This is a genomic window from Desulfomonile tiedjei DSM 6799, from assembly GCF_000266945.1.
GTDB classification, from domain to species: domain Bacteria; phylum Desulfobacterota; class Desulfomonilia; order Desulfomonilales; family Desulfomonilaceae; genus Desulfomonile; species Desulfomonile tiedjei.
The window spans coordinates 2,491,811-2,512,945 of sequence record NC_018025.1; the positions used below are offsets into that span (position 1 = coordinate 2,491,811).

Annotated in this window: 23 protein-coding genes and 2 tRNA genes; 14 read left to right on the forward strand and 11 right to left on the reverse strand. The window is 49.8% G+C overall.

The genetic code is table 11. The features are described from left to right. The first annotated feature begins 9 nt into the window (after positions 1 to 9). Positions 10 to 1,197, forward strand: coding sequence for an efflux RND transporter periplasmic adaptor subunit (locus DESTI_RS10360; RefSeq protein WP_014809915.1), 1,188 nt, complete (start codon positions 10 to 12; stop codon positions 1,195 to 1,197). 47 nt (positions 1,198 to 1,244) lie between these two features. Here DESTI_RS10360 and DESTI_RS10365 read toward each other — a convergent pair whose 3' ends face one another. After that, a complete protein-coding gene (locus DESTI_RS10365; RefSeq protein WP_014809916.1) occupies positions 1,245 to 2,354 on the reverse strand; it encodes a TOBE domain-containing protein in 1,110 nt (369 codons plus the stop codon). A 235-nt stretch (positions 2,355 to 2,589) separates the two neighbouring features. Here DESTI_RS10365 and DESTI_RS10370 point away from each other — a divergent pair, with 235 nt between their 5' ends. The 11 genes from DESTI_RS10370 (at position 2,590) to DESTI_RS10430 (ending at position 11,117) form a co-directional block, all read left to right on the forward strand. Next, a complete protein-coding gene (locus tag DESTI_RS10370; protein WP_014809917.1) occupies positions 2,590 to 3,093 on the forward strand; it encodes a universal stress protein in 504 nt (167 codons plus the stop codon). 154 nt (positions 3,094 to 3,247) lie between these two features. Further along, a complete protein-coding gene (locus DESTI_RS10375; RefSeq protein ID WP_014809918.1) occupies positions 3,248 to 4,192 on the forward strand; it encodes a sulfite exporter TauE/SafE family protein in 945 nt (314 codons plus the stop codon). 666 nt (positions 4,193 to 4,858) lie between these two features. Next, the gene (gene tsoR, locus DESTI_RS10380; RefSeq protein ID WP_014809919.1) at positions 4,859 to 5,194 is read left to right on the forward strand and encodes an ArsR/SmtB-type metalloregulator TsoR; all 336 of its coding nucleotides are present in this window, start codon (positions 4,859 to 4,861) and stop codon (positions 5,192 to 5,194) included. Positions 5,195 to 5,211: 17 nt separating this feature from the next. Then, on the forward strand, positions 5,212 to 5,667 hold the full coding sequence (tsoA, locus tag DESTI_RS31675; RefSeq protein ID WP_336884482.1) for an LULAXC motif selenoprotein TsoA: 456 nt from the start codon (positions 5,212 to 5,214) through the stop codon (positions 5,665 to 5,667). Between the two features lie 48 nt (positions 5,668 to 5,715). Next, the gene (gene tsoX, locus DESTI_RS10395) at positions 5,716 to 5,976 is read left to right on the forward strand and encodes an HSGNPxU motif (seleno)protein TsoX (protein ID WP_337661136.1); all 261 of its coding nucleotides are present in this window, start codon (positions 5,716 to 5,718) and stop codon (positions 5,974 to 5,976) included. A gap of 15 nt (positions 5,977 to 5,991) precedes the next feature. Continuing rightward, complete coding sequence (gene tsoB, locus DESTI_RS10405; protein ID WP_332113268.1) at positions 5,992 to 7,752, forward strand: rhodanese/DsbD fusion-like selenoprotein TsoB; 1,761 nt, start codon at positions 5,992 to 5,994, stop codon at positions 7,750 to 7,752. A gap of 28 nt (positions 7,753 to 7,780) precedes the next feature. Then, positions 7,781 to 8,095: an NEPxGxxU motif selenoprotein TsoC gene (tsoC, locus tag DESTI_RS10410; protein WP_332369931.1), complete on the forward strand. Its 315-nt coding sequence runs from the start codon at positions 7,781 to 7,783 to the stop codon at positions 8,093 to 8,095. A 165-nt stretch (positions 8,096 to 8,260) separates the two neighbouring features. Further along, a complete protein-coding gene (locus tag DESTI_RS10415) occupies positions 8,261 to 8,962 on the forward strand; it encodes a 4Fe-4S binding protein (RefSeq protein ID WP_014809925.1) in 702 nt (233 codons plus the stop codon). Positions 8,963 to 8,986: 24 nt separating this feature from the next. Further along, positions 8,987 to 9,499, forward strand: a complete 513-nt coding sequence (locus tag DESTI_RS10420; protein ID WP_014809926.1) for a GcvH-related protein — start codon at positions 8,987 to 8,989, stop codon at positions 9,497 to 9,499. An 84-nt stretch (positions 9,500 to 9,583) separates the two neighbouring features. Then, entirely contained in the window at positions 9,584 to 10,234 is a 651-nt protein-coding gene (locus DESTI_RS10425) for a class I SAM-dependent methyltransferase (RefSeq protein ID WP_014809927.1), read from the forward strand. A 31-nt stretch (positions 10,235 to 10,265) separates the two neighbouring features. Beyond that, complete coding sequence (locus tag DESTI_RS10430; protein ID WP_014809928.1) at positions 10,266 to 11,117, forward strand: sterol desaturase family protein; 852 nt, start codon at positions 10,266 to 10,268, stop codon at positions 11,115 to 11,117. Positions 11,118 to 11,209: 92 nt separating this feature from the next. Here DESTI_RS10430 and DESTI_RS10435 read toward each other — a convergent pair whose 3' ends face one another. Continuing rightward, a complete protein-coding gene (locus tag DESTI_RS10435; protein WP_014809929.1) occupies positions 11,210 to 11,446 on the reverse strand; it encodes an SHOCT domain-containing protein in 237 nt (78 codons plus the stop codon). 317 nt (positions 11,447 to 11,763) lie between these two features. Between DESTI_RS10435 and DESTI_RS10440 the strand changes: the two genes are divergently transcribed. Continuing rightward, positions 11,764 to 12,015: a hypothetical protein gene (locus DESTI_RS10440; RefSeq protein ID WP_014809930.1), complete on the forward strand. Its 252-nt coding sequence runs from the start codon at positions 11,764 to 11,766 to the stop codon at positions 12,013 to 12,015. A 147-nt stretch (positions 12,016 to 12,162) separates the two neighbouring features. On the opposite strand, the gene DESTI_RS10445 is transcribed toward DESTI_RS10440, so the two are convergent. From DESTI_RS10445 to DESTI_RS10455, 3 genes are all read right to left on the reverse strand, one after another. After that, positions 12,163 to 12,239 (reverse strand) — tRNA-Arg (locus DESTI_RS10445). Between the two features lie 62 nt (positions 12,240 to 12,301). Further along, a tRNA-His gene (locus DESTI_RS10450) sits at positions 12,302 to 12,377 on the reverse strand. Between the two features lie 112 nt (positions 12,378 to 12,489). Beyond that, the gene (locus DESTI_RS10455) at positions 12,490 to 13,407 is read right to left on the reverse strand and encodes a tetratricopeptide repeat protein (protein ID WP_014809931.1); all 918 of its coding nucleotides are present in this window, start codon (positions 13,405 to 13,407) and stop codon (positions 12,490 to 12,492) included. Between the two features lie 283 nt (positions 13,408 to 13,690). On the opposite strand from DESTI_RS10455, the gene DESTI_RS10460 reads away from it, so the two are divergent. Beyond that, positions 13,691 to 14,293 (forward strand): L,D-transpeptidase, encoded by a 603-nt coding sequence (locus DESTI_RS10460; protein WP_041286112.1) that lies wholly within the window; start codon positions 13,691 to 13,693, stop codon positions 14,291 to 14,293. A 102-nt stretch (positions 14,294 to 14,395) separates the two neighbouring features. On the opposite strand, the gene DESTI_RS10465 is transcribed toward DESTI_RS10460, so the two are convergent. The 6 genes from DESTI_RS10465 to DESTI_RS10500 all read right to left on the reverse strand — a co-directional run bounded on the left by DESTI_RS10465 (position 14,396) and on the right by DESTI_RS10500 (position 20,905). Continuing rightward, a complete protein-coding gene (locus DESTI_RS10465; RefSeq protein ID WP_014809933.1) occupies positions 14,396 to 14,905 on the reverse strand; it encodes a DinB family protein in 510 nt (169 codons plus the stop codon). A gap of 169 nt (positions 14,906 to 15,074) precedes the next feature. Further along, positions 15,075 to 15,689 carry a hypothetical protein gene (locus DESTI_RS10470; protein WP_014809934.1) on the reverse strand — a complete coding sequence of 205 codons (615 nt, stop codon included), beginning with the start codon at positions 15,687 to 15,689 and terminating at the stop codon, positions 15,075 to 15,077. 627 nt (positions 15,690 to 16,316) lie between these two features. Then, positions 16,317 to 17,237: a DMT family transporter gene (locus tag DESTI_RS10480; protein ID WP_237671471.1), complete on the reverse strand. Its 921-nt coding sequence runs from the start codon at positions 17,235 to 17,237 to the stop codon at positions 16,317 to 16,319. Between the two features lie 328 nt (positions 17,238 to 17,565). Continuing rightward, complete coding sequence (locus DESTI_RS10485) at positions 17,566 to 17,871, reverse strand: hypothetical protein (protein WP_014809937.1); 306 nt, start codon at positions 17,869 to 17,871, stop codon at positions 17,566 to 17,568. A 716-nt stretch (positions 17,872 to 18,587) separates the two neighbouring features. After that, on the reverse strand, positions 18,588 to 19,949 hold the full coding sequence (locus DESTI_RS10495; protein ID WP_014809938.1) for an MFS transporter: 1,362 nt from the start codon (positions 19,947 to 19,949) through the stop codon (positions 18,588 to 18,590). Between the two features lie 161 nt (positions 19,950 to 20,110). Next, positions 20,111 to 20,905 carry a methyltetrahydrofolate--corrinoid methyltransferase gene (locus tag DESTI_RS10500; protein WP_014809939.1) on the reverse strand — a complete coding sequence of 265 codons (795 nt, stop codon included), beginning with the start codon at positions 20,903 to 20,905 and terminating at the stop codon, positions 20,111 to 20,113. Positions 20,906 to 21,135 lie beyond the last annotated feature (230 nt).

Genomic DNA, 21,135 nt, shown 5'->3' on the forward strand with positions numbered 1-21,135 from the left:
GGTGTTGCCATGGATTCAAAGCAAAATGAGCCACATGGGCAGACCGTTGTTCGAAAGGCATCGTCAAAGTCCTGGCTTGCAGTCATCATTATTGCGGTGATTGTCATTGGTGTGATTGCCGGCCTGATACCGCGCTCGCGTCAGCAATCCAATTTGCGTGCTGAGATACTGGAATCGTCTATTCCCACGGTCACCGTTGTTTCGCCCGCGCCAGGACAATCCGGATGTCGTCTTCCGATTCCGGCAGAGATCAAGCCCTGGGTTGAGACGCCAATTTATGCACGTGCCAATGGTTATCTCAAAAATCGATTAGTGGATATTGGTGACCACGTCGAAGCTGGACAGCTCTTGGCCGAGATCGATACTCCGGAGCTCGACCAGGAGCTTGAACGGGCCAAGGCATTGCAAGTCCAGGCCGAGGCAGCACTCGAGCTTTCCAGGGTCACTTCATCTCGCTGGGCGGGCCTTTCCAAAACACGAGTTGTGAGCGACCAGGAAAATGAGGAAAAGCAAGCTGATTTTAAGCTAAAAGAGGCGGCCACCGAGTCAGCCCGTGCTGAGGTCCGCCGACTGGAAAAACTCAAATCTTTCACCAGCGTGCTTGCTCCCTTTGCCGGTACCATAACGGTTCGCAATATCGACTCAGGCGACCTCATCGTAGCAGCCGGAGGCAAGGAACTGTTTCATCTGGCGCAGACTCAGAGGCTTCGGGTTTTCGTCCAGGTGCCCCAGGCGATCGCCCGGAGCATCCATCCGGGCCAGAATGCAGAGATGACTATTCCGGAGATGCCGGGTCAGGTCTTCATAGCCAAGGTGGTCCGGACCGCAGGAGTAATAGCTTCCGATTCGAGGACTCTCCTGGTGGAGCTCAATGTAGACAACCCCAGAAACGAGATTGTTGCAGGAAGCTACGCACAGGTCCGCTTTACCGAAGCGCAGATGGTATCGGCACTGACGCTTCCGGCGAACACCGTCATGTTTCGCCCGGAAGGACCTCAGGTCGGAGTCGTGAAGGATGGTAGCAGGGTTGAGTTACGCACTGTGAAGCTCGGCCGGGACTTTGGCCGGACAATTGAGGTACTCACGGGTGTAGACGAGAAAGATCGCGTCATTGTAAACCCCGCGGACTCACTTGCAAGCGGAGCCGCAGTATCCATAAGGGAAACGATCAAGAAGGAAAAAGCCCAGCGAAGATGATCCGAGTTCCTGTTCGCTTTTCGGCGAACATCATCGGATCTCCGGTGCTAATCCGCACGCAGAATTACGGCAAAGCTGTTGAACACAACCCAAACCTTATCTCCTTCGTTGATAGCGAGCCTGCGCCTGCTCTCCTCTGTTACCAGGGAGCACAAGTCAGTACCGTCTTGGATACGAACGGTAAATTCGGTTGTGAGTTTCCCGCGAAGTATTTGCGTCACTGTGCCGTGAAGCATATTCTCGGCCGTGCATGAAGGTTTTGTCTTAGCTTTCTGCAATATTACCCAGGGGGCTTTTACTTCAGCGGCAATTAACGAGCCTTGTTTGATCCCCAACCGGTTCAGACTGTTATTCGTGATGACAGTGGTGATAATGTCTCCGCCAATGGTGACGAGTTCCACTTGGGACTGAATGTCTCCCTTCTGTATTGTGCTGATTTTACCGAAGAATGTGTTGCGAGCGCTTGTTTTCCGTCTGCTTTCCTTTTCAATAAAATGTCGCTCTACCTGACGGACTTCTTCCTGAGAAAAATCGACGAGAGAAGCTGTGAGATTGGGAGTGGAATGGCCGAGAACTCTCTGAACCACCGGCAGAGGCATGTTGCTCTGCATCAACTCGACTGCGCGCGCCCGGCGAATGGCATTCGGGGAGCCCAGGTCCTGCGCAAAACCGCACTGCACAGCACGTTCATAGAACTTCCTTCTAACATGAGCGGCGTCTACCCTTAATGACCAATTCGCCTCTCCTTGAGAATCAAGATCGGTCATTATCTCCTGAATCTCAGATATCAACTCGGATGAAATCTGAACTTCGCGTTGCGAGGTCTCGATCTCATCAGCATCTCGAAAACGAACAATCTGTTTAGGGATGTCAATATGTTTGCTGAGATCAAGAGCCAACACTTCATTAAGCCGTGCCCCTGTATAACGAATTAGGAGAAAAATCAAAAGAATCCGTTTTCTGGACGCCCTTACATCTGTTCGTGGTGAATCCTGTGCCCATGAGCGGAAAGACTGCTCCAAACTCGCCAGCTCAGTAGGGTCGAGACATTTGGTTTCTCCTGGAGCATAGATGCGGGCGGGATTCAGGAGACCGAAATCTGCACGCTCAAACATGAGATTCGAAGAATCAGATCTCTTATTTTTGCCCTTTTGCATAGTTCAATTCTCACCTTTCCGGGTGATTATCATCTAATGCTTAATAATAGATACTATTAGCACATCACGTTGGCGTGCCCAATAGGGGGTACACAAAAAAACCGCTTGACAAGAATCGGAGAGTGCGTCATTCTATTGACACGAGTTTAGTTAAAAGCGTGTCTATTGGTCAATCACCAACAAAATCAGGAGAATCCTCCCAAAAGCAGCATTAACTCACAAGGAGGTTCGTGTCATGCTTCCCAAGAAAATCCTCTTCTGCACTGATTTTTCGGAGAATAGCGAACCCGCTCGGCAATTGGCTGTGGACTATGCAAAAGCCTTCGGAGCTAATCTGCTCATAACTCATGTGATTGATTCGAGTGGATTTCCAAATTATGTGGACTGGGTGGGTGAGGAACTCGGCCAAATTCTCAATCGGACGGAAGAAACAGCCAATGCTCGCCTCAAATCATTGTCCAAGGAGTGCGAACCAATTACAGGGGGAGTGAGAACCTTCTGTAGAATCGGCTTACCGTCCCAGGAGATTGTCTCTCTGGCGGATGAAAAAGCAGTCGATCTGATAGTAGTGGGCACGCACGGACGGACTGGAGTAAAGCACCTGGTCATGGGGAGCATAGCTCGAAGTGTTTTGAAAACTGCTCATCGACCTGTGTTGATTGTAGAAGCTCCATCCGGCAAGGGCGAATCATCTGAAAGGCCTCATGAAATTCCCGTGCCAACGATCAGATCATGCTAGAGGTTTTGTAGATCGGGCTGGTGTCTTGAAAGCCTGGACAGCAGCCTGATCTTCCATTCGTACGAGCATTTCGCAATCAAGAAAACGCCGGAAGGAGTGTCATAAAGAGAAAGCGCATGTCATTCCTTCATAAACCGGCAGATTGGGGGTCAAGATGATATTCCCTGTTTCTGGAGTTGAAACGGCTATCTGGATTCCACCACTTGTAGGTTTGGTAATTTCCTTTTTCACTTCAATGGGCGGGATATCCGGAGCCTTTCTCATCTTGCCTTTTCAGATGAGCGTACTAGGTTTCACAAGCCCGGCAGTAACCCCAACGAATCTGGTATTCAATGTCGTCGGCATTCCCAGCGCAGTATACAAGTACTTCAAAGAAGGCAGGATGAACTGGCCTTTGGCTTGGAACATCATTGCCGGCACTGTGCCAGGACTTGTGCTCGGGCTTTTTATACGTGTGTGGTACCTGCCGGATCCTAAGGCATTCAAGCTGTTTGCCGGCTGCGTTCTCTTTTACATCGGCGGACGTATGCTTTATCAACTGATTGCCGACCGAAGCACGAAGACATCGGAGAAGGCGGCGGAAATCAAGATGCGCCAGCACGCAAAGGTACAAACCGCGGGCTCAAATCCAGGTCGGCCTGTCATTTGTACGACCAAATGGACCCTTACCTGCACTGAGTACGAATTTTTCGGAGAATGCTTCCGTTTCCATACATTGGGACTTTTTGCTCTTTCACTCGTAGTGGGTTTGATCGGGGGCGTTTATGGAATTGGCGGCGGCGCGATAATAGCCCCGTTCATCGTTTCCTTTTTCGGACTGCCGATTCACACCATTGCCGGCGCCACGCTCATGGGAACCTGTGTCACATCCATCGGGGGAGTCATATTTTATGAGCTTTTTGGTCCATACGTGGCTCTACCGGGTCAATCTGTCCGACCGGATTGGCTTTTGGGCTTTCTGTTCGGCATTGGTGGTTTCGCTGGAATGTATTTAGGAGCCTCCTGCCAAAAGCATGTCCCGGCCGCAATCATTCGACCGGCTCTGGCTATCGTTATAACGGGAGTCGGCGTGAGATATATTATTGGATATTTTACTTGATTCCAAGTGTTAGCTGGGATGGCTTCGTGAGGATTAGCCCTCGGGGAATTTTGTGATTTAATGCCGATCTCATTACGAGAAGTATGTGCAGGACCGATCTCAGCTCGATATCACATCGAGCTGTCTGATCGAAACAGACTATTTCAATGACACGTACAGAGCCTTTTCATTGATCCATATAGATACCCGAATGGACTGAGGTCGCGACTATGATCAGGTCTGTTCTGAGTCGAATGCAGTGCAAGAGTCTCCGCGGACCATAACAGCAACGACATGTTCTTGCAGAGGCAAAGATTCTTGCGTTGACACTGCCGTCTTTGCTGTCGAGCCCAACAGGGCTCCTTCTGAGAAGATTGCATCTTCGATTTTGCATGGATCTTCTGTCGCATTTCCCGATTAATCCAGCACTGCCAATTCACGTTCACACATTTCCTTTTCGGATGCACATCAAATTCATTTCACCCTTAGTTCCATTCGTCCGAGCCGCGGTACCTGACTGTCTTCGGACAGGGGAGGCTTTCGAAACTCGACTTCCGGAAAGTTTTGGGGCCCCGCGCTCTGAATGTTCCAATCCATTTGAAAAATGGCCTTGACAGTTAAGGCTGAAGATGGCATCAATATATCAATGATGATTGATATATTGATGCCGATGGGAGAAGTGAAAAAGTGCCCCCCAAGGAAAGAGACAAATCCCTGGAATTGAACGGTAGCCTAGGCGTGGTCGCATTTGTGGGAAAAAGTCTGTCCGATGAAAACCGTCTCAGAATCCTCTTGTCTCTGTGCAATGGCAGAAAGACTGTCTCCACAATAGTTGAGGAACTGGGCTTGTCTCAGCCTCTCGTGTCACATCATCTCAAAGAGTTGAGGCACTGTCTCCTGGTTAAAGTGGAGCGTAAAGGCCTTTTTGTGTACTACGAGATCGCTGACGAGAGAATCATAGATATAGTGCGACAGCTAGCGCACCTGGCAACAGACCTGCTGTCGCAAAGAGATACATTTTAGCCTTTGGAGAAGAATACATGAGCAAGGGCAAAATTCAGGAACTTGTCGAAACGATGGATCCGCATGAAGCGGCAACAGAACTGGCGGATGCAGCGAAAGGACTCTTTTCTCTGCTGGGCGAAGAAGCGCTTCGGGATTTTCTCACCAAGTTGATTGGAGATGGGGGCCAGGACAAGATCACCGGCCTCGTCCATTTGTGACTGGCCACCTGCATGGACGAAGGTGTCGATCCAACTGCAATGTGTCGGAGTCTAGTGGACAAATTCAGTCAGTCCGAGCAGTTACGCTCGGTGGCTCACCCGGAGATACTTGTGCTGTTCGAGGACTGGCTGGAAGAATTGGAAAACGAGGCAGTAACGATGATCAAACGGCAGGGAGCTATTACTCCTGAAAACCTTTCCAGAGATCTTGGTGTATCGGAATCCGGGGCAATGTTCCTTGTTACCAAACTCAAAAGAGACGGAAAGATTTAGATCTTTCTCATCTATTTCGGTCATTAGATTACGAAAGGAGAAGGCGTAATGTTGAAACTGGTGGTTTTTCACTCGGGAAGGCCAGGCTGAAAGAGTTGCGCCACAGCTACGGTGGTAGCGAAAAAAATGAAAGACCGTTTTGGTGATCAAATCGACTTGCAGATTCATCTGACAGACTCAAAGGAGGCCGAACAATACAAATTGAAAGGCGCTACCAGCGTCTTCATCGACGGCGAGTTTGTACCTCTGGATATAGCAATGTCAGAAGAGAAAATGTCACATCATTTGTATGCCAAAAGCGTTCATTAATAACGGGAGGACTACATGGCAATTGAGGTGAACTGGAAAAGACTTTGGCTCCCCTTCCTGGCCATCATGGTTACGGTGGGAGTTCTCTGGTTCACAAATAGAGCAGTGACACCAAAGGAATCAACCTGGGACGATGTAGTCGCTGAAGCCGGGGAAGGCGGCTACCGGCTCATAAATACCGATGAATTAAAACAAAAATATGAAACGGATTCCCGGAACATTCTGTTGGTGGATACACGCCAGGATTGGGAATTTGCAATGGGCCACATTAAAGGTGCAGTCAATTTCCCAATGGAACCCACTGCGTGGTCCAGATGGCAGAAGAAGGGAAAACTGGCGGAAGCGCTCGGGCCTGACAAGAATCGTCTCATCATCTTCTACTGAGCGGGCCTCACCTGAGTCCGCAGCGACTCAGCCGCTCGTGTAGCGGTGCAACTCGGTTACAAAAACGTATATCGTGACCCAAGAGGTTTTCCCGATTGGAAGGCTGCCGGTCTTCCCGTTGAAAGTATTCCTGCGGATCGGGCAAAGGCCGTATCTGAACCTCCAAATGCCGGGCCCCTGTATGGTTGGGCGATGTTGTGGACGTTGTTGGGGGTCTTCGCAGGTGGGCTGGCTCTCAACTTAACTCCTTGTGTTTATCCCCTGATCCCCATAACAGTCTCATATTTTGGGGGCCGGAGTAGCCAGGGACGCGGGAAACTGGCCGTTCACGGCTTATTATATTTGGGTGGTCTGTCTCTGACAAACTCGGTGTTGGGGGTTGTGGCGGCTCTCACAGGCAGCCTCATGGGGTCGGCGCTGCAGAATCCTATTGTGCTTTTGGTCGTGGCCGGCGTTTTGGTTTTCTTCGCGACGAGTCTTTTCGGATTCTGGGAACTGCAACTCCCGCAGGGCCTTACAAGTGCCGCATCCAGGTCCTATGCAGGGTATTTCGGTACCCTGTTCATGGGGTTGACTCTTGGTGTGGTGGCAGCTCCGTGTCTGGGCCCTTTTGTACTCGGGTTGCTTACCTGGGTCGCAAGCATGGGCAGCCCCTGGTTGGGTTTTCTCATCTTCTTTACCTTGAGTTTGGGTTTGGGGGTTCCGCTTTTCGTCCTGGCGATGTTTTCTGGAAGCCTGGAAAAGTTGCCCGGTTCGGGTGAGTGGATGCTCTGGGTGAGAAAACTGATGGGATGGGTGCTCGTGGGCATGGCCGCATATTTTGTCAAACCGCTGTTGCCATCCCCAGTTGCCGTTATTGTTTTAGCGGCAGTAGCCCTGGCCGCAGGATTGCATCTGGGATGGATCGACACTACCCGAGGAGGTTTCAGGGGATTCGGTGTAGTGCGGAACGTTGTCGGGGTTGCCGGTCTTGTTGTTGGTGTCTTTCTCATCGGTTCGTGGCTTATGATCGGCCCTGGGGTCTCGTGGCAGCCGTATTCCGATGAAGCTTTGGAACAGGCCCGAAAATCCAACAAACCGGTGATCGTAGACTTTTCAGCCACATGGTGCACGCCGTGTCGTGAACTGGAAGATGTCACCTTTCGCGATCCGGAAGTCGTGAGACAAGCTCAAACTCATTTCATCATGATTAAGGTTGACCTGACCACGAACGCCGACCCGCGCTATGAAAAACTCGTGGAGAAGTATTCGGTCAAAGGAGTTCCGACGGTCGTTTTCTTCGACGCAAACGGCCGAGAGCGTGCAGACCTGCGCCTGGTTGACTTCATCCCCGCGGATCAATTCTTGAGCAGGATGACCCAACTGAAGCAATTGTCCAAATCCGGTTCGTGAGAATCGGCAAGAACAAGGAGAAAGAATCATGCTGAAAGTGCACTTTTTTCTGAATGAACCCAATGGCAAGCCTTGAAGACACTTCAAAGAAATGGCGTCCAGGTTGGGCGCAGAGTACCCGATTGAGATCGAGACCACATCAAAACCTTTCGCTGAATATCGGACTGATGAATGGGCAGATACGGATCTACCGTGCGCTCCGGCAATCATGATCGGTGAGGAGATTGTGGCCGAGGGATCGGATGTAACTGAGGAGAAGGTCGCGAACGAGATCAGAAAACAGCTTGGAATGCCCCCACTCGAACCGGAGAAGAAAGGGATTATCGATCGTTTATTCAGATGACACCGATGCGACATTCTGCCCCGAATAGAATGCAAGATTAACGACAGAATCCATAAAGGGATTCGGGCAGATGGAAATTTCTGTAAGAGGTCTTATGAGATGAGCGCTGATCTGTGGAGCCGCCAGTCTCAACGTGATCGAGCATTTGAAAAAAGGAGTGTGTGAATGTCTTCAGAAAAGATGACGAGGAAAAATCGAGCGGAAGGTTTTGTCTCGGCCAGGAACGAATTGAGCTGGATCACGACAATGGTTTTCATTACAATCCTGGCTGTCGGCTGGATTTTTCCGTGGTTTGGCTATTTCGTCCCTCTCTGCATGGCGGGAGCAATACTGCCGGCCTTTGTGTGGGGACGTCGTTGGTGTGACTGGTGGTGTCCGAGAGGGAGTTTCTTGAATCAATGTCTCGATCCTGTCAGTAGAAAGACATCCCTACCCGGATTCATGAGACGTCTTCCGTTCCGGTTATCCATGATGGGAATCATGATGGCAGTATTTTCAACTCGCATTTACCAACTCTGGCCCGATCCGGTAAAAATCGGCGGGTTCTTTATAATGTTCCTTACCATCACCACAGTCGCAGGGGTATTCGTAGGCATAGCCTTCAAGCCGAGAAGTTGGTGCGCTTTCTGTCCTGTTGGAACTATGGCAAAATGGGCTGGCACTAACCGATATCCTTTGCATATCGATGAGAACTGCACTGAATGCAAACTTTGTGAAAGAGTCTGCCCTCTTGGGATCGCGCCGCATTCTTACAGGATTTCAGGTATTGTGGCAGACTGGGATTGCCTCAAGTGCAAACTCTGCGTCGTGAAATGTCCTCAAAAGTGTCTGCATGTCGGCGACGAGGACCTATCGCGGGCAGCGTAGAAATTATCGCAAATGGAGAGAAACATGGGTGTAAGATTTGAGAACTTCCTTGGCCGAGAACTCGTACTGCCTGATGACCGTTCATACGATCCAGCCGAAGGCTTATGGATCAAGAGAGAGGATACAGCAAAGCTGGCCGTCGGCATCACCGAACCGACCGTTCTCATGGGGGGAACGGTGCGGGAAGTCGAACTTCTTGTAGAAGACGGCAGTGAAGTAAGCAAGGGTGAGACAGTCATTCTGGTACTCACCTCCAAGCTCAAATACATAGCTGCTCCCGCTTCAGGCAGGCTGGTCTCTCCCAAGGATTTGGGTTCTCTCCCTGAGAAAATTGTCAAAGATCCTTACGGTTCCACATTATTTTATATTCTGTCTGAAAAAGATGAAATCTCAGACTTGCTCGATGCATCGGGGTATGCGAGTACTCTGAAGGATTCTGACGGCGCACGGAATCCCGGAGGGCACAAGGGCGGCGTTTCGCCCACTTGCAAAGCAGTTTATATGGCGATTGGAGAGCAGAATATCACAAAGAAGTGATTGAGAGAGCAGTTTCTCTGTTACGGAATCCCTGTGCATTGTGCAGTCGAATAGACGAAAGGCGTCGATTTGCTCAGGTTAGCAATGCAAAATAGAAAGCCAAGTCTGTTTGATGTGGACGCTGACCGATACGATCTGTGGTTTGAATCCCGTGGGGGAAAAGCGATCTTTGAAATTGAGAAGAATTGTCTGCGAAAGCTGATTCCAACTGATAAGGATCTATGGTTGGAAGTCGGTGTGGGTACTGGCCGCTTCGCATCATCCCTGGGCATCTCCGAAGGGGTAGACCCATCGCAGGAAATGCTGAGCATTGCAGCGCGGCGTGGTATTTACGTCGTTCGAGGCATCGGCGAAGACTTGCCTTATCGGGATGAGACATTCGACGGAGTTCTCATGGTAACGACGCTCTGTTTCTTAATCGATCCCGAGAGAACGTTGTCGGAGTGCCGTCGGGTCTTGCGCCACACCGGCATATTGGTCCTGGGAATAATGCCTGCTGAGAGTGCCTGGGGACGATTGTACATGAGAAAAGGGAGCGAAGGTCATCGTTTATATTCCAAGGCAATTTTCTATACGTGCGGACAAGTCATTCGTATCTGTGCCGAGGCAAGATTCTCATTTGACAGAGCTGTCAGTTGCCTTTCGACTCCCCCGGGTGAAGAGCCTTCGTCTATCTTAGAGGAAGGCATCAATGAGGGAGGCGGGTTTGTGGCAATGCGTTTCCATAAGACATGATCGGGCTGTCTGCGGAAAGTAGTGGCAGAAAATGAACATGCTCATTATAGAGAACGAGCCGTTCATAAGGCTTGGAGCGTTCCTGGGGATATTTTTCGGAATGGCCTTGGCAGAACTTGTCGCACCACGGCGCCGTCTCCTCACATCCAAAGCTTCCCGCTGGTTCGCCAACATTGGAATAGTGGCCATAAATACCGTCCTGGTGAGACTTCTGTTTCCTGTCGCAGCGGTGGGCATGGCAGTCATTGCGGCTCAAAGATCTTGGGGCTTGTTTAACAATGTCGCTGTTCCGTACTGGATGGCTGTTGTCTTGTCGGTCGTCATTCTCGACTTCGTGATTTATCTCCAGCACGTATTGTTTCATGCAACTCCGATCTTCTGGCGATTGCACATGATGCACCATGCCGATATGGACTTTGATTTCACCACAGGCTCTCGTTTTCACCCAATCGAAATCGTGCTTTCCATGCTCATCAAGATGGCATCTGTTGTCCTCATCGGAGCGCCCGCAGTATCTGTAATCATTTTCGAGGTTCTCCTGAATGCAACATCCATGTTTAACCACGCTAACGTCCGTCTTCCTCTTGGGATCGATCGAGTGTTGCGGCTTTTCGTGGTTACCCCGGATATGCACCGGGTTCACCATTCCGTGTTTCCCTTCGAGACAAACAGCAATTTCGGCTTCAATTTGCCGTGGTGGGACCGACTCATGGGAACGTATAGGGACCAGCCAAGGCTAGGACATGAAGGCATGACAATAGGGTTGAATCAGTTCAGAGACCCATCCCGTCTTACTTTGCTTGGAATACTGGCGCTCCCTTTCGTTGGGAAAACAGGCAATTATCCAATCAACCGGCGTGGAGTTTCCGATGAGGACTCGTGAACGCCCGGAGATTGAACCCGCTCGGATCGTGACACGTCGTCAAATCAAGTCTAATGAAGTTCAATAATAAATCTAAGACAATATGTCTTGTTTCATCCGAATTCTTCTTTGCTGATTTCCCCTTTTGCGTAGCGTTTCTTGAGAACGTCCAGGGCGGTTTCCGAAGGCGTATGAGTATCTGTTTCAAAGCCGCGAGGATTTCGACTGGAATAGCCTTTCCCAAGGTTCAGAACAAGCAGTACTATCAGTACTATGACAAGAAGAGGCCAGATCCACATTCCAAACCATCCGTGCATCCAGAGATCGTTCATCCATGGTCCCATTCCCATCTCAGCTTCCTCCAGGTGAATGGTTGTTGACGAATCCGCATTTGAGGCGGTTTTCCCACCGGTTTACAATCAACTCTAATATTGAATACAATTCTTGGGCCGGTTTCCCGCGTCACCGGACGAAAAGAATCTTCGGTCAAGAAACCATTCATAATCAGGAAACTAATCGCTTTTGATCTTGACCTAAAGATCTTAGAAGCTACATTTTTTAGTAATGAATTAGACTTTATTGAAAGAACTGCATCTGAGATAGAAAACGTGAATACTTGAACGCAAGCTGAAAATGTTAGCTAATTTAGCAAGAAGGGGAGAAAATCATGATAAAGCATTTCTTAGTCGCAGGCATCATTGTGGTGTCGTTAGTTGTAATGGCAATATTCGTTTCGGGAACTGTACAAGCGCGGGACGTAGCTGACGAAGGATTGGCGAGACCTCATATCAACTGCTGTTTGCAGGACGGCCAATGCCTCAAGACCAGGAAGGACAATTGCGCACTTAAAAAAGGCATTGTGGTGCAGGATTGTAGCGAATGTCCCGGCGTATGGGGCCAAGGCAAGAAAGAGAAATAAAGAATCACACGCTGAAAGAGGCACGTACGCATGCCTCTTTCAGCGTTGCCTGCGCGTGGTGAAAAAGTCTTGTTCCGACAGTGGTTATCGATAGGTTATCGCTGATTAAAAAAGGACTCAGAGTTGTCCTGAATCCTTGAGGGTCTCTGGCGCGCCCGGCAGGACTCGAACCTGCGACCTACGGATTCGAAGTCCGGCGCTCTATCCAACTGAGCTACGGGCGCAAGGCGGTAAGCACTAAGATATACGCAAGAAGCGCAAACTCGTTTCTTGCGGTATTTTCATATGGGGAGAGCGGCGGGACTCGAACCCGCGGCCACAGGGGCCACAACCCTGTGCTCTGCCAACTGAGCTACGCCCTCCATAAACCATCAATCTATATGGATTCGTATCCCAAGTCAACAGCGATTTGCTCCAAACGGCAATCATTCGGTTACGCGGGACTTCTCCACCTGCAATTTCTCGGTCCAGCGCTCACCAGAGAGCCCTTGGATGCCGTGTTCTCTTACTTGCAGGTTGAGATCGCCGTCTGAGTTCCAGGCGCGAAATCTTTTCCTGGATCGATTTTCTGAGTTCGTGATCGGGACGCCGTCCCAACGCCTCATGGCACTTTTCCAGGGCTGCATCGTAGTCCTGACGTTCTTCGAGCACCACAGCGAAATGGTAGAGCGCATTGGGATCGCGCGGATCGACTCGAGCCGCTTCCTCAAAATCCCGGCGAGCGGCTTCCGCATTCCCAAGCCTCAAATTCGCAAGGCCTTTCTGTACGTACGCTCCTCTCAATGTGGGAGAAATCCTGACTGTCTGCTCGAAATCTCCAAGGGCCTCTGCAAATCGATCTGCTTTGGAATTGAGTAAGCCCCTGCTGTAGTAGGCCTGGAACATCATGGGATCGAGAGCTATGGCTTTCGTGTAAAGAGATTCCGCAGCGGTGTAGTCTCCCCGCAATACAGCCTGATTGCCCAAATGCCAGCACCGTACGGCAGACGCATCTTCAGGCTGGAGCCGATTTTGAAGAATTGCTATCGAGGTGAGTAATTGATTCTTTGACTCAGTGTTTGTTTCCCCATTCAGGGCTCTGCGGTAGAGCTGAAGGGCCTCCGCGAAGGTCGCGGGTTTCTGCTCGTACATTCCCGCGAGTCTTTTCATTGCGTCCCGGTTAGATGGATCGAAATGCAAGGCCTTCCTGTAATCGTCGATTGCTTTCTGAGGCTGATTCAGCATCTCGAAAACTTCGCCGCGTTCTGCATACAAGGAACTCTGAGAAGGGTTTTTGTTGAGCGCTCTGGAGTAGAGATCCAGCGATTCCCTGTAAGATCCCTCGGAAAAAGCCCGCTGCGCTCGACCGACGAGTTCTTGCGGATCAACATCATCCTGGGCAAGAGTCGGCAAACCGCTGAGAAGCGTGCAAAGAAAACCGAGAATGAGCGACCTTGTGAATCCGGAAATCTGCTGTCTCCTATCTATGGACCGAATATATCTCCTGTGCTAAACAGAGGTATGTCAGCAATCTTGTATCAGGTAATACGTAAAAGAAAAAGGGGTGATACCATTCTCAATCGAAAAGAAGAATATCGGGTACTAAATCTCTTGAACAAGTTCCTGTCGGGCTCACCATGAGGAACTCTCTTCTCCTCCGGAGATTCTGGCTGCCAATGCCGGGAAGGAAGGTCTTTTGAGAGTATCGGTTACTGTTTTGACCATTATCGCGGGATTCTTCATGTGTTCATGGCAAGCCGGTTCTGCCTTCAGCCAAACCGAGACGAATGGCTCCCGAGATGAATTCCGCATCGTAATCCACTGCGGCATAAATGTGCTCCAATTGTGGCGCAAAAACGAAGCGATCAGAGAATATCCCATAGAAACGGGCAAGGGTGGCCTGGGTAAGCAGCGGGGCGGAGATCACTGCACACCGGTGGGCGATTATGAAATCTCCTGGATGGCTTCGCGCAATTCGACAAAAGGATATCGCATTGTTGAAAACAGAAGTTGGTGCAAGGGGAACAAGTTCATCTATGCCGATTCCGGACCCTCGCTGGAAAAATTATGGGCCGAATCGTACGGAGGCGATGAAGCTACCGTAATCAGCATAAATTATCCCAGCGTCAAAGATCGTCTACGAGGATTTACCGGAGATTGCATCCACATTCATGCAGACAAGAAGCTCAAAGATGGCATGCTGACGAAATCGTACGGCTGTATCCACATGTTTCCGAAAGATGCAATGGAGCTTTACGAAATGGTGGAAGTAGGCACTCCAGTCAAAATACTCCCCTGATTTTCCCCGCTTTCAGGGGAGCAGATATGCGAGCGATTTCCCCTGTTCACTGCTCTACCGCTATGATGGAAAATCCGTTTCTCGTTTACCCAATCCGCCTTTTTAATCCGGTTTTCCGGTGAGATACAGATTTCCCGCGGGCCAAAGATTCATGACTTGACGCATAATCGCGATTTCGCCTGTGTGATAGGCAGTGTGGTCCGCCGCAAGGACAATCTCCCGAAAAATAGTATAGTCCGGAGCGTGGGGAATCGGAGCGAACAAATCGGTTTTCTTATCTCGCACGATGGCTTTTAATGCTTCCCTATCTGAGATCACCCCGTTAATGCTTTTTTGCCAGCCTTTTTCGTCCGTCTGCTCTTCCGGTCGAGGACGGTAACCCTCCGGATAGTTCGGTGAAACGTGCTTCGGATCTCGAATGAATTCCAGGATATCCCACTGAGCAATGCGAATATGTTCGACAAAATGCCAAAACGAGTACGGCGTGTTCGGAGCCTTGCTGTTGATGTGCTCCAAAGGAAAATCGGCAAGTGCTCCCATAAAACCAAAATGAGCATTTCCGCCTTCGAGCAAAGCTATGAGTTCTTCCCTGAGAACGTCTTGTGCTTTCACGAAAAAACCCCCTAAGTATTTCTTGTACACGTATCAGTTTACAGGCGTGTTCTGAATACTCCAAGTGAGACAAGCCGGAGCCGTGGAGAAATTATGCTGAGACCCATCGGCGGAATAATTCTGTGGGATTGAGGCGTCTTATTCGATATCGATTGGTGTCGGATTCCGGCTAGTCTATTGCATCCAAAGCAACGGTGATGTCTATCAAGAGGATCATTGCAGGAACGACCAGCCGAAGATCCAAATGCACCTCATCTTCGGGAAACCGGAGCACCCAATCGCTTGGCGTTGCGAATGCCTGAAGAAAGCCTCTTATACCTTTCTTTGTAGTCTTCTCTCGAGGTTCCTTCTCGGTAGTTGCGGCAATACGGTCCTCCTGGATGATGCTATATTGGGAAGTACTGCCGCCAAAAAGGGATTTTCCTATCTTATCGACGCGTGATTCGGAATCGATCACTCGAAATGCCTCATTCTTGAAGGCATCCAAACCGACCCACTTTCCTTTGGAAAGCATGGCTTGACCGATGCTTCCGATGTCCACACCTGCGGCGTCTTTGACGAACCACTGAGTAGGCATGATCTTCCTGTTGGGACGCATAGAAAACCCCGGTTCCCCCGCAGGATCCAGGAAATTTGTCTCGCGGGATGCCACATGCCCCATCACATCGCATGTAAACAAGCAGAGGTCGCTTGCATCTTCCGGTACGATCCGGTACGTATGCTTGTATTCTTTGGGCTTACCTTTGTAGTCACGATCTTTCCGAAACCTCAGGGTCTTGGCCATAACCATTTCACCTTGTATTGTTTCTGCGGTTTTATATACGGAAAGAGGAGCCGGTCAGTCGATAAGGAGGTTGTTCGAATGATAAGCGGGTGCAGACCGGCTCCGAAAGTGTTGGATTTTTTTGCCGTATTCATCTTCTGTCAGGCCATCCTACCGTTTCTCAAATACAGCAGGCACTCTCAAAATCGTTCAGTCCGGAATGCCGCATATCCTCAGGATATCTGCAATAGAATCGGTAGCTTGCCTCATCAGAGTAGGCTTCCGGCTAAAGCCATAAACTATGATAATCATTTTTTCTTTAATCCGTCAATCATAACATCACCATGGCGTGTGCGAGCAAGAATCCTGTTGGCACTCAGGGTGCCGGGAAGTTTTCTTACTATTTTCCTGTTACAACTCGGCGCCTCGTACGTTCCGTGCACGGGGTTCGAGGAGTTTAGAAAATGAGTGCGCGGATGTCATCTGTTATCGAAAACGCATCTAATGCCGTTTCGCCGATATTCAACAAAACCGAGAGCTCCTGTGGGGAAATAAGCCTGTAACGATCCGCCCCCCCCCCCCGTGTGGACCAAATAAGATTGGTGGAAGCGAATTCGAATGAGATGCAGAGAATTCAACCACCAGGCATCAAGTCGATTCTCGAGTGGCAATAATGACCCCCGCCAATATGAGAATACCGCTGAGCGCATGGACAATATGAATCGGCTCCCCCAGAATCATAAGCGCCGCAACTCCGCTGAAAACGGGAAGAGAATAATAGACAAATGCGGAGCGCACAGGACCTATCAGCAGGATTGCTTTGTTCCAACAGAGAAAAGCCAGTAAGGAAGGGCCAAGGGCAAGGTACATGATAGCCGCAACAGAGGTCTCAGAAAGATGTATGTCCTGAGCGCTTCTTAGTTCCCACATGACCCAGGGTACCAGGAAAATAAGTCCGATAATCACAGTAGAGCAGAGGAAGGCCACTGGACTGAGAGCTACCGGCTTGATACGCACGAGAATGCTGTACGTTCCGAAAATCATCGCTGCGAAGAGCATCCACAAATCCCCTTGAGAGAACGTGAGACCCATGAGTCGGGAAACGTCACCTTCCGTGATAAGGAGGATGACACCCAAGGTCGCAGCAATGAGACCCACGATTCTGCGAACCGTGAAAGGTTCGCCGAGAATTAATCGCGCAAACAACACGATGAAGATCGGTGAGGAGACCGCTATCAATGAAAGGTTAATGGCTTTTGTCCAGTGAGCGGCGATGTAAATCAGCGTATTAAAGAGGGTGACCAGCAGGAACGCAGAAAGGCAAACATACCCCAGATGTGTTCGTATGACCTGGATATCGCGGTACAAGGGCCTTACTGCAAAAGGCAAAAGGAAGACGAGTGCGGCTGCCCATCGCAAGAAGTCCAGCGTAGCAGGAGGAATGGAATCGGAAAGGAGCCGAGCGACAATAAAGTTGCCTGACCAGATTGCTGTGGCAACTAATACAAGCACATATCCTATGAGAAGTTTCGACGCGGTCGGCATCAGCGCTGCAAAACTTTCCGGCAAAAGGGGGATTTCGACTGTGGTTTTGATTCTCAGGCGCGTGCATATGCAAGCGGACCTATCCTCGGGTCATCGCCTGTGGCCACATTCTCTTCATCTCTCTTGCGTTCCCGCTCAGAGCAATTTGTTTTCAAAGTTGGACGAAAATCCCCTCTTACCCCCCTTTATAAAGGGGGGTATGGGGGGATTTTGAATGCAAATTGGTATCAGAGCCGTTATGAGACGAAATTCATCCAAAAGATAATGTGAATATGACGTGCCCGGTGGAGCCTTGAGACCTGCTCAATGCAACTCCGGGGCGTCCGTGATGAAACTGGCGCTTCTCCCGGGATTATTGGCCCAGTCTAATTGTACCGGTTCCAGGCACTTTGATTGCTATGCCACCACCACCATATCCAATGCCTACTCCCACACCTGTAGTAGATGTACCTATAGCGCCCCACGCAATGCCGTTCCTCGTGTAATCGTCCGGCACCAGGTCACTTCCGTTCCAATTTCCGGCGCTCCAGCCTTGACCGCCGACACCATAATTAGCTGAAAAACCGTTGAAACCCTGAGCCATAACCTGAAAGCACATTACCAGAAACACTGCCAGTGTGGCTGCCACAATAAAGAAGGACTTTGTTTTGAATTTCACTTTCCCTTTTCTCCCTTCATTACAAACCAGTGAGATCCGGAACTTTATCAAGTTCGCGATCATTGACCCTTTTAGGCCTTTCAATACATGCATCATGGACTGTGAGAATGAGCATATTTCACCTTGTGAGCAATTCCAAGGCCAAAATACTCCCGGCCTCCATTTAATTGCTAAGGTGGCGATAATACAAGAATCCACTATTCGACAGTCTGAGACGAACATCAGGAAACGTGGTGGCATTACCACACAATATGGGAAGGATCCCATAGAAGCGTACAACTATTTCTTATAGCATTTTGCATTCAAGATGCTTGCTGCACTAACCTGGCTCCGCAGGTCAGTGGCACCCCAGTACAGAAACCGACAGCGGTTTTGGGTGCCACGGACCTGCCCTTGCAGGTCCGTGCTTCCACCTCAGTAAGAACTAATTTCACTATAAATTCGTATTAGATGTTGCATTACACGCAAATGAGAACAAGTCGGCCCTGAATAGAGATTATGTAGCAGATGACATAATTTCTGACCTTTTGAATACATTGTGCCCCAAATGAACGGTAGGGGGCGGCGTCCCTGCCGGCCCGAACCGGTTGATTTGTCTTTGAAAAATGTGCCGGCACGGAGGCACGGCACCTACCAATTGCCGAGAAGTGCTTTCCGCAATTGGACACTGTTCCATACACTTGCTATATATGTGGCCGAGCGGAGGTTTGTGTTGATTATCTGTTGATCTCTTCCAGTGTCTTGCCTCTCGTTTCGGGACCGATCAGAAGCACTGTTACAGCACCGAGAAGGAACATTGCCGCTCCCAATGAGAATACGCCGCTTGTGCCGACTTTCTCCAGAATCGCCCCTACGACGAAAGGTCCGATAAGTGCCCCAAGGCGTCCCAGAGATGAAGCAAAGCCGCATCCGGTCGCTCGCGCTCTTGTGGGATAGAGCTCAGGGGAATAGGTGTACAAGAGAGACCACATGCCGAACATAAAGAATTGCATTATGGATCCCCAGATCACCAGGGTCGTGAAATTCGCCGCATTGCCATAAAAATAACATGCAATGGCTGCGCTGATCATGTATCCAGCGACCATGGGCTTGCGACCCAGCTTGTCCACGAGGAATGCCGCGGATAAATAACCCGGAATACCGGGAAGAGAAATGAGAATGACATATTCGGCAGATTTTACAACGGTGAAACCAGCTTTCACCAGCAAGGCACTCATCCATGTCGTTAGACTGTAGAAGCCGAATAGTGCCGTGAACCACAAGGTCCAAATCATGATTGTCCGCAAGCGATACTTTTCCGTCCACAGTTCCAAGAATGCGAATTTGCTTCCTTCAGTCGTGGCCGCCTTGCTGGGCGGGATATCAGGGAGTGGGCTGTCAGTGGCTTTTTCGACATTATGCTCCATCTCCTCGATTACTTTTTTTGCCTGGTTCATGTTTCCGACTGTCTCGAACCAACGAGGAGATTCCGGAATGCCGATTCTTACCCAGAAGAAGTAAAGAGAACCTAGTCCTTGAATGAAGAAAACCGTTCGCCAGCCTGCGACTTGCAGGACCAGGTAAGACAAAACTCCACCTAAAAGGAATGCAATGGGCCAACCGCCTTCGAGAAGCGATATGTAACGTCCTCGATAATTGCTCGGGATGATCTCTGAGAGCATGGATTGCGTCATCGGAAAGTGCGTCCCCATTCCAAGCCCCAGCAACACCCTTGCTGCATAGAATATTTCCACAGTAGGTGACCATGCCAGCAGAAAACTGCCGATACCCCAAAGGGCTATCCCCACGAGCAACATGGTTTTACGACCGAATTTGTCACCGAGAATGCCGGAAAGTCCGGCGCTGATGAACATTCCCAAAAAGCTCATGGTGCCGATAAGCCCTGTCATTTTCGGGCTCAGACTGAATTCCTTACCAATGGGTGAAAGCAAGAAAGTGGTTGTGGCTAAACCGATTGAGCCGAGAATCCAACCTATTTCGTGGTAAAGAAAGAGCTTTCGATGATAGTTGCTTAATGGCAGCCGTTCGAGACGTCCAGCTATATTGCCCACATTATTCATAGTGACGGTAGCATCCATGGCATATCCTTTCAGCGTTGAAGTATTCCTGAAGATTGTCTCTGTATGAGTCTGGTAAGTCGAAGTTGCCTTCGACAAAGCTTCGAGCTTTACCAGACCGCTTGTTCGTACCTCAGCGTTTGTATTCCGGGCCTGAAACACCCCGATCTTTCGATTGTGAGCTATTTCAGCTTGCCCGCTCGAAATCCGCTCAGGTATTCCGCACAGTATTCATCCTGACCAAGAACCGCTTGAGATGCCAGGATGGTAGCCATCATACGTTTATCCAACGGATCGATGATGAACGTATCCATCCCGGCAGTCATGAGCGCAGTAAGGTACGTGCTGTTGAGCAACTTGCGCTCAGGTAGCCCGAAGCTGATGTTGCTCAATCCACAAGTGGTATGTGCTCCGGGAATTTTATTTCTGATGCCGATCACCGCTTCCAGGCATGCCATGCCGAAACTCGCGTCGACACTGATGGGTTGAACTAACACGTCAAAATAGATGTCTTCGTTTGCAATCCCGTCACTATTCAGCTTGTCCGCTAACCTGCAAGCTATTTCAATCCTGCCTGCTGCATCTTTCGGAATACCTTTATCGTCCATGCACAGAGCGACGACTGAAGCCTTGTGCTCTTTGACCACCGACACAACCCCGCTGTATCGTTCCGCTTCCAAGGATATGGAATTTACAAGCGACTTTTTTCGGCTCAAAGGCATGGCCTCCGCAAGAGCAACAGGATTCGGGCTGTCAATACATAAAGGAATATCGGCTACACTCTGGACCAATCCAATCAGCCATTTGAGCAAATCTATTTCTTCATCGACAAAGGTTCCGGCATTAACGTCGATCATCTGTGCGCCGGCCTCCATCTGATCGAGTGCCAACTTCGTCAAAAACCCTTCATCTCGAGCCTTGATAGCATTCGCTGTGGATGGAATGCTGCTGTTGATTTTTTCGCCGATTATTAACATAATGACTACTCTCCATCATGATTAAAGAAGGGAGTTTATCCGCTTATCTGAAATCACTACGTTCGATGTGGATGACACTGTGCAGTGCATAGTGCATGGCAGTATCAACGTATAGACTGAACAAGTAACCCCAATCATCTGTGCCGTGAGTCCCAGCAACTTTTGTACCAGTCTTGCGGAGATGGAGAATAGAGCCGGAAACTCTCTCAATAGAGCGACTATTGATCCGA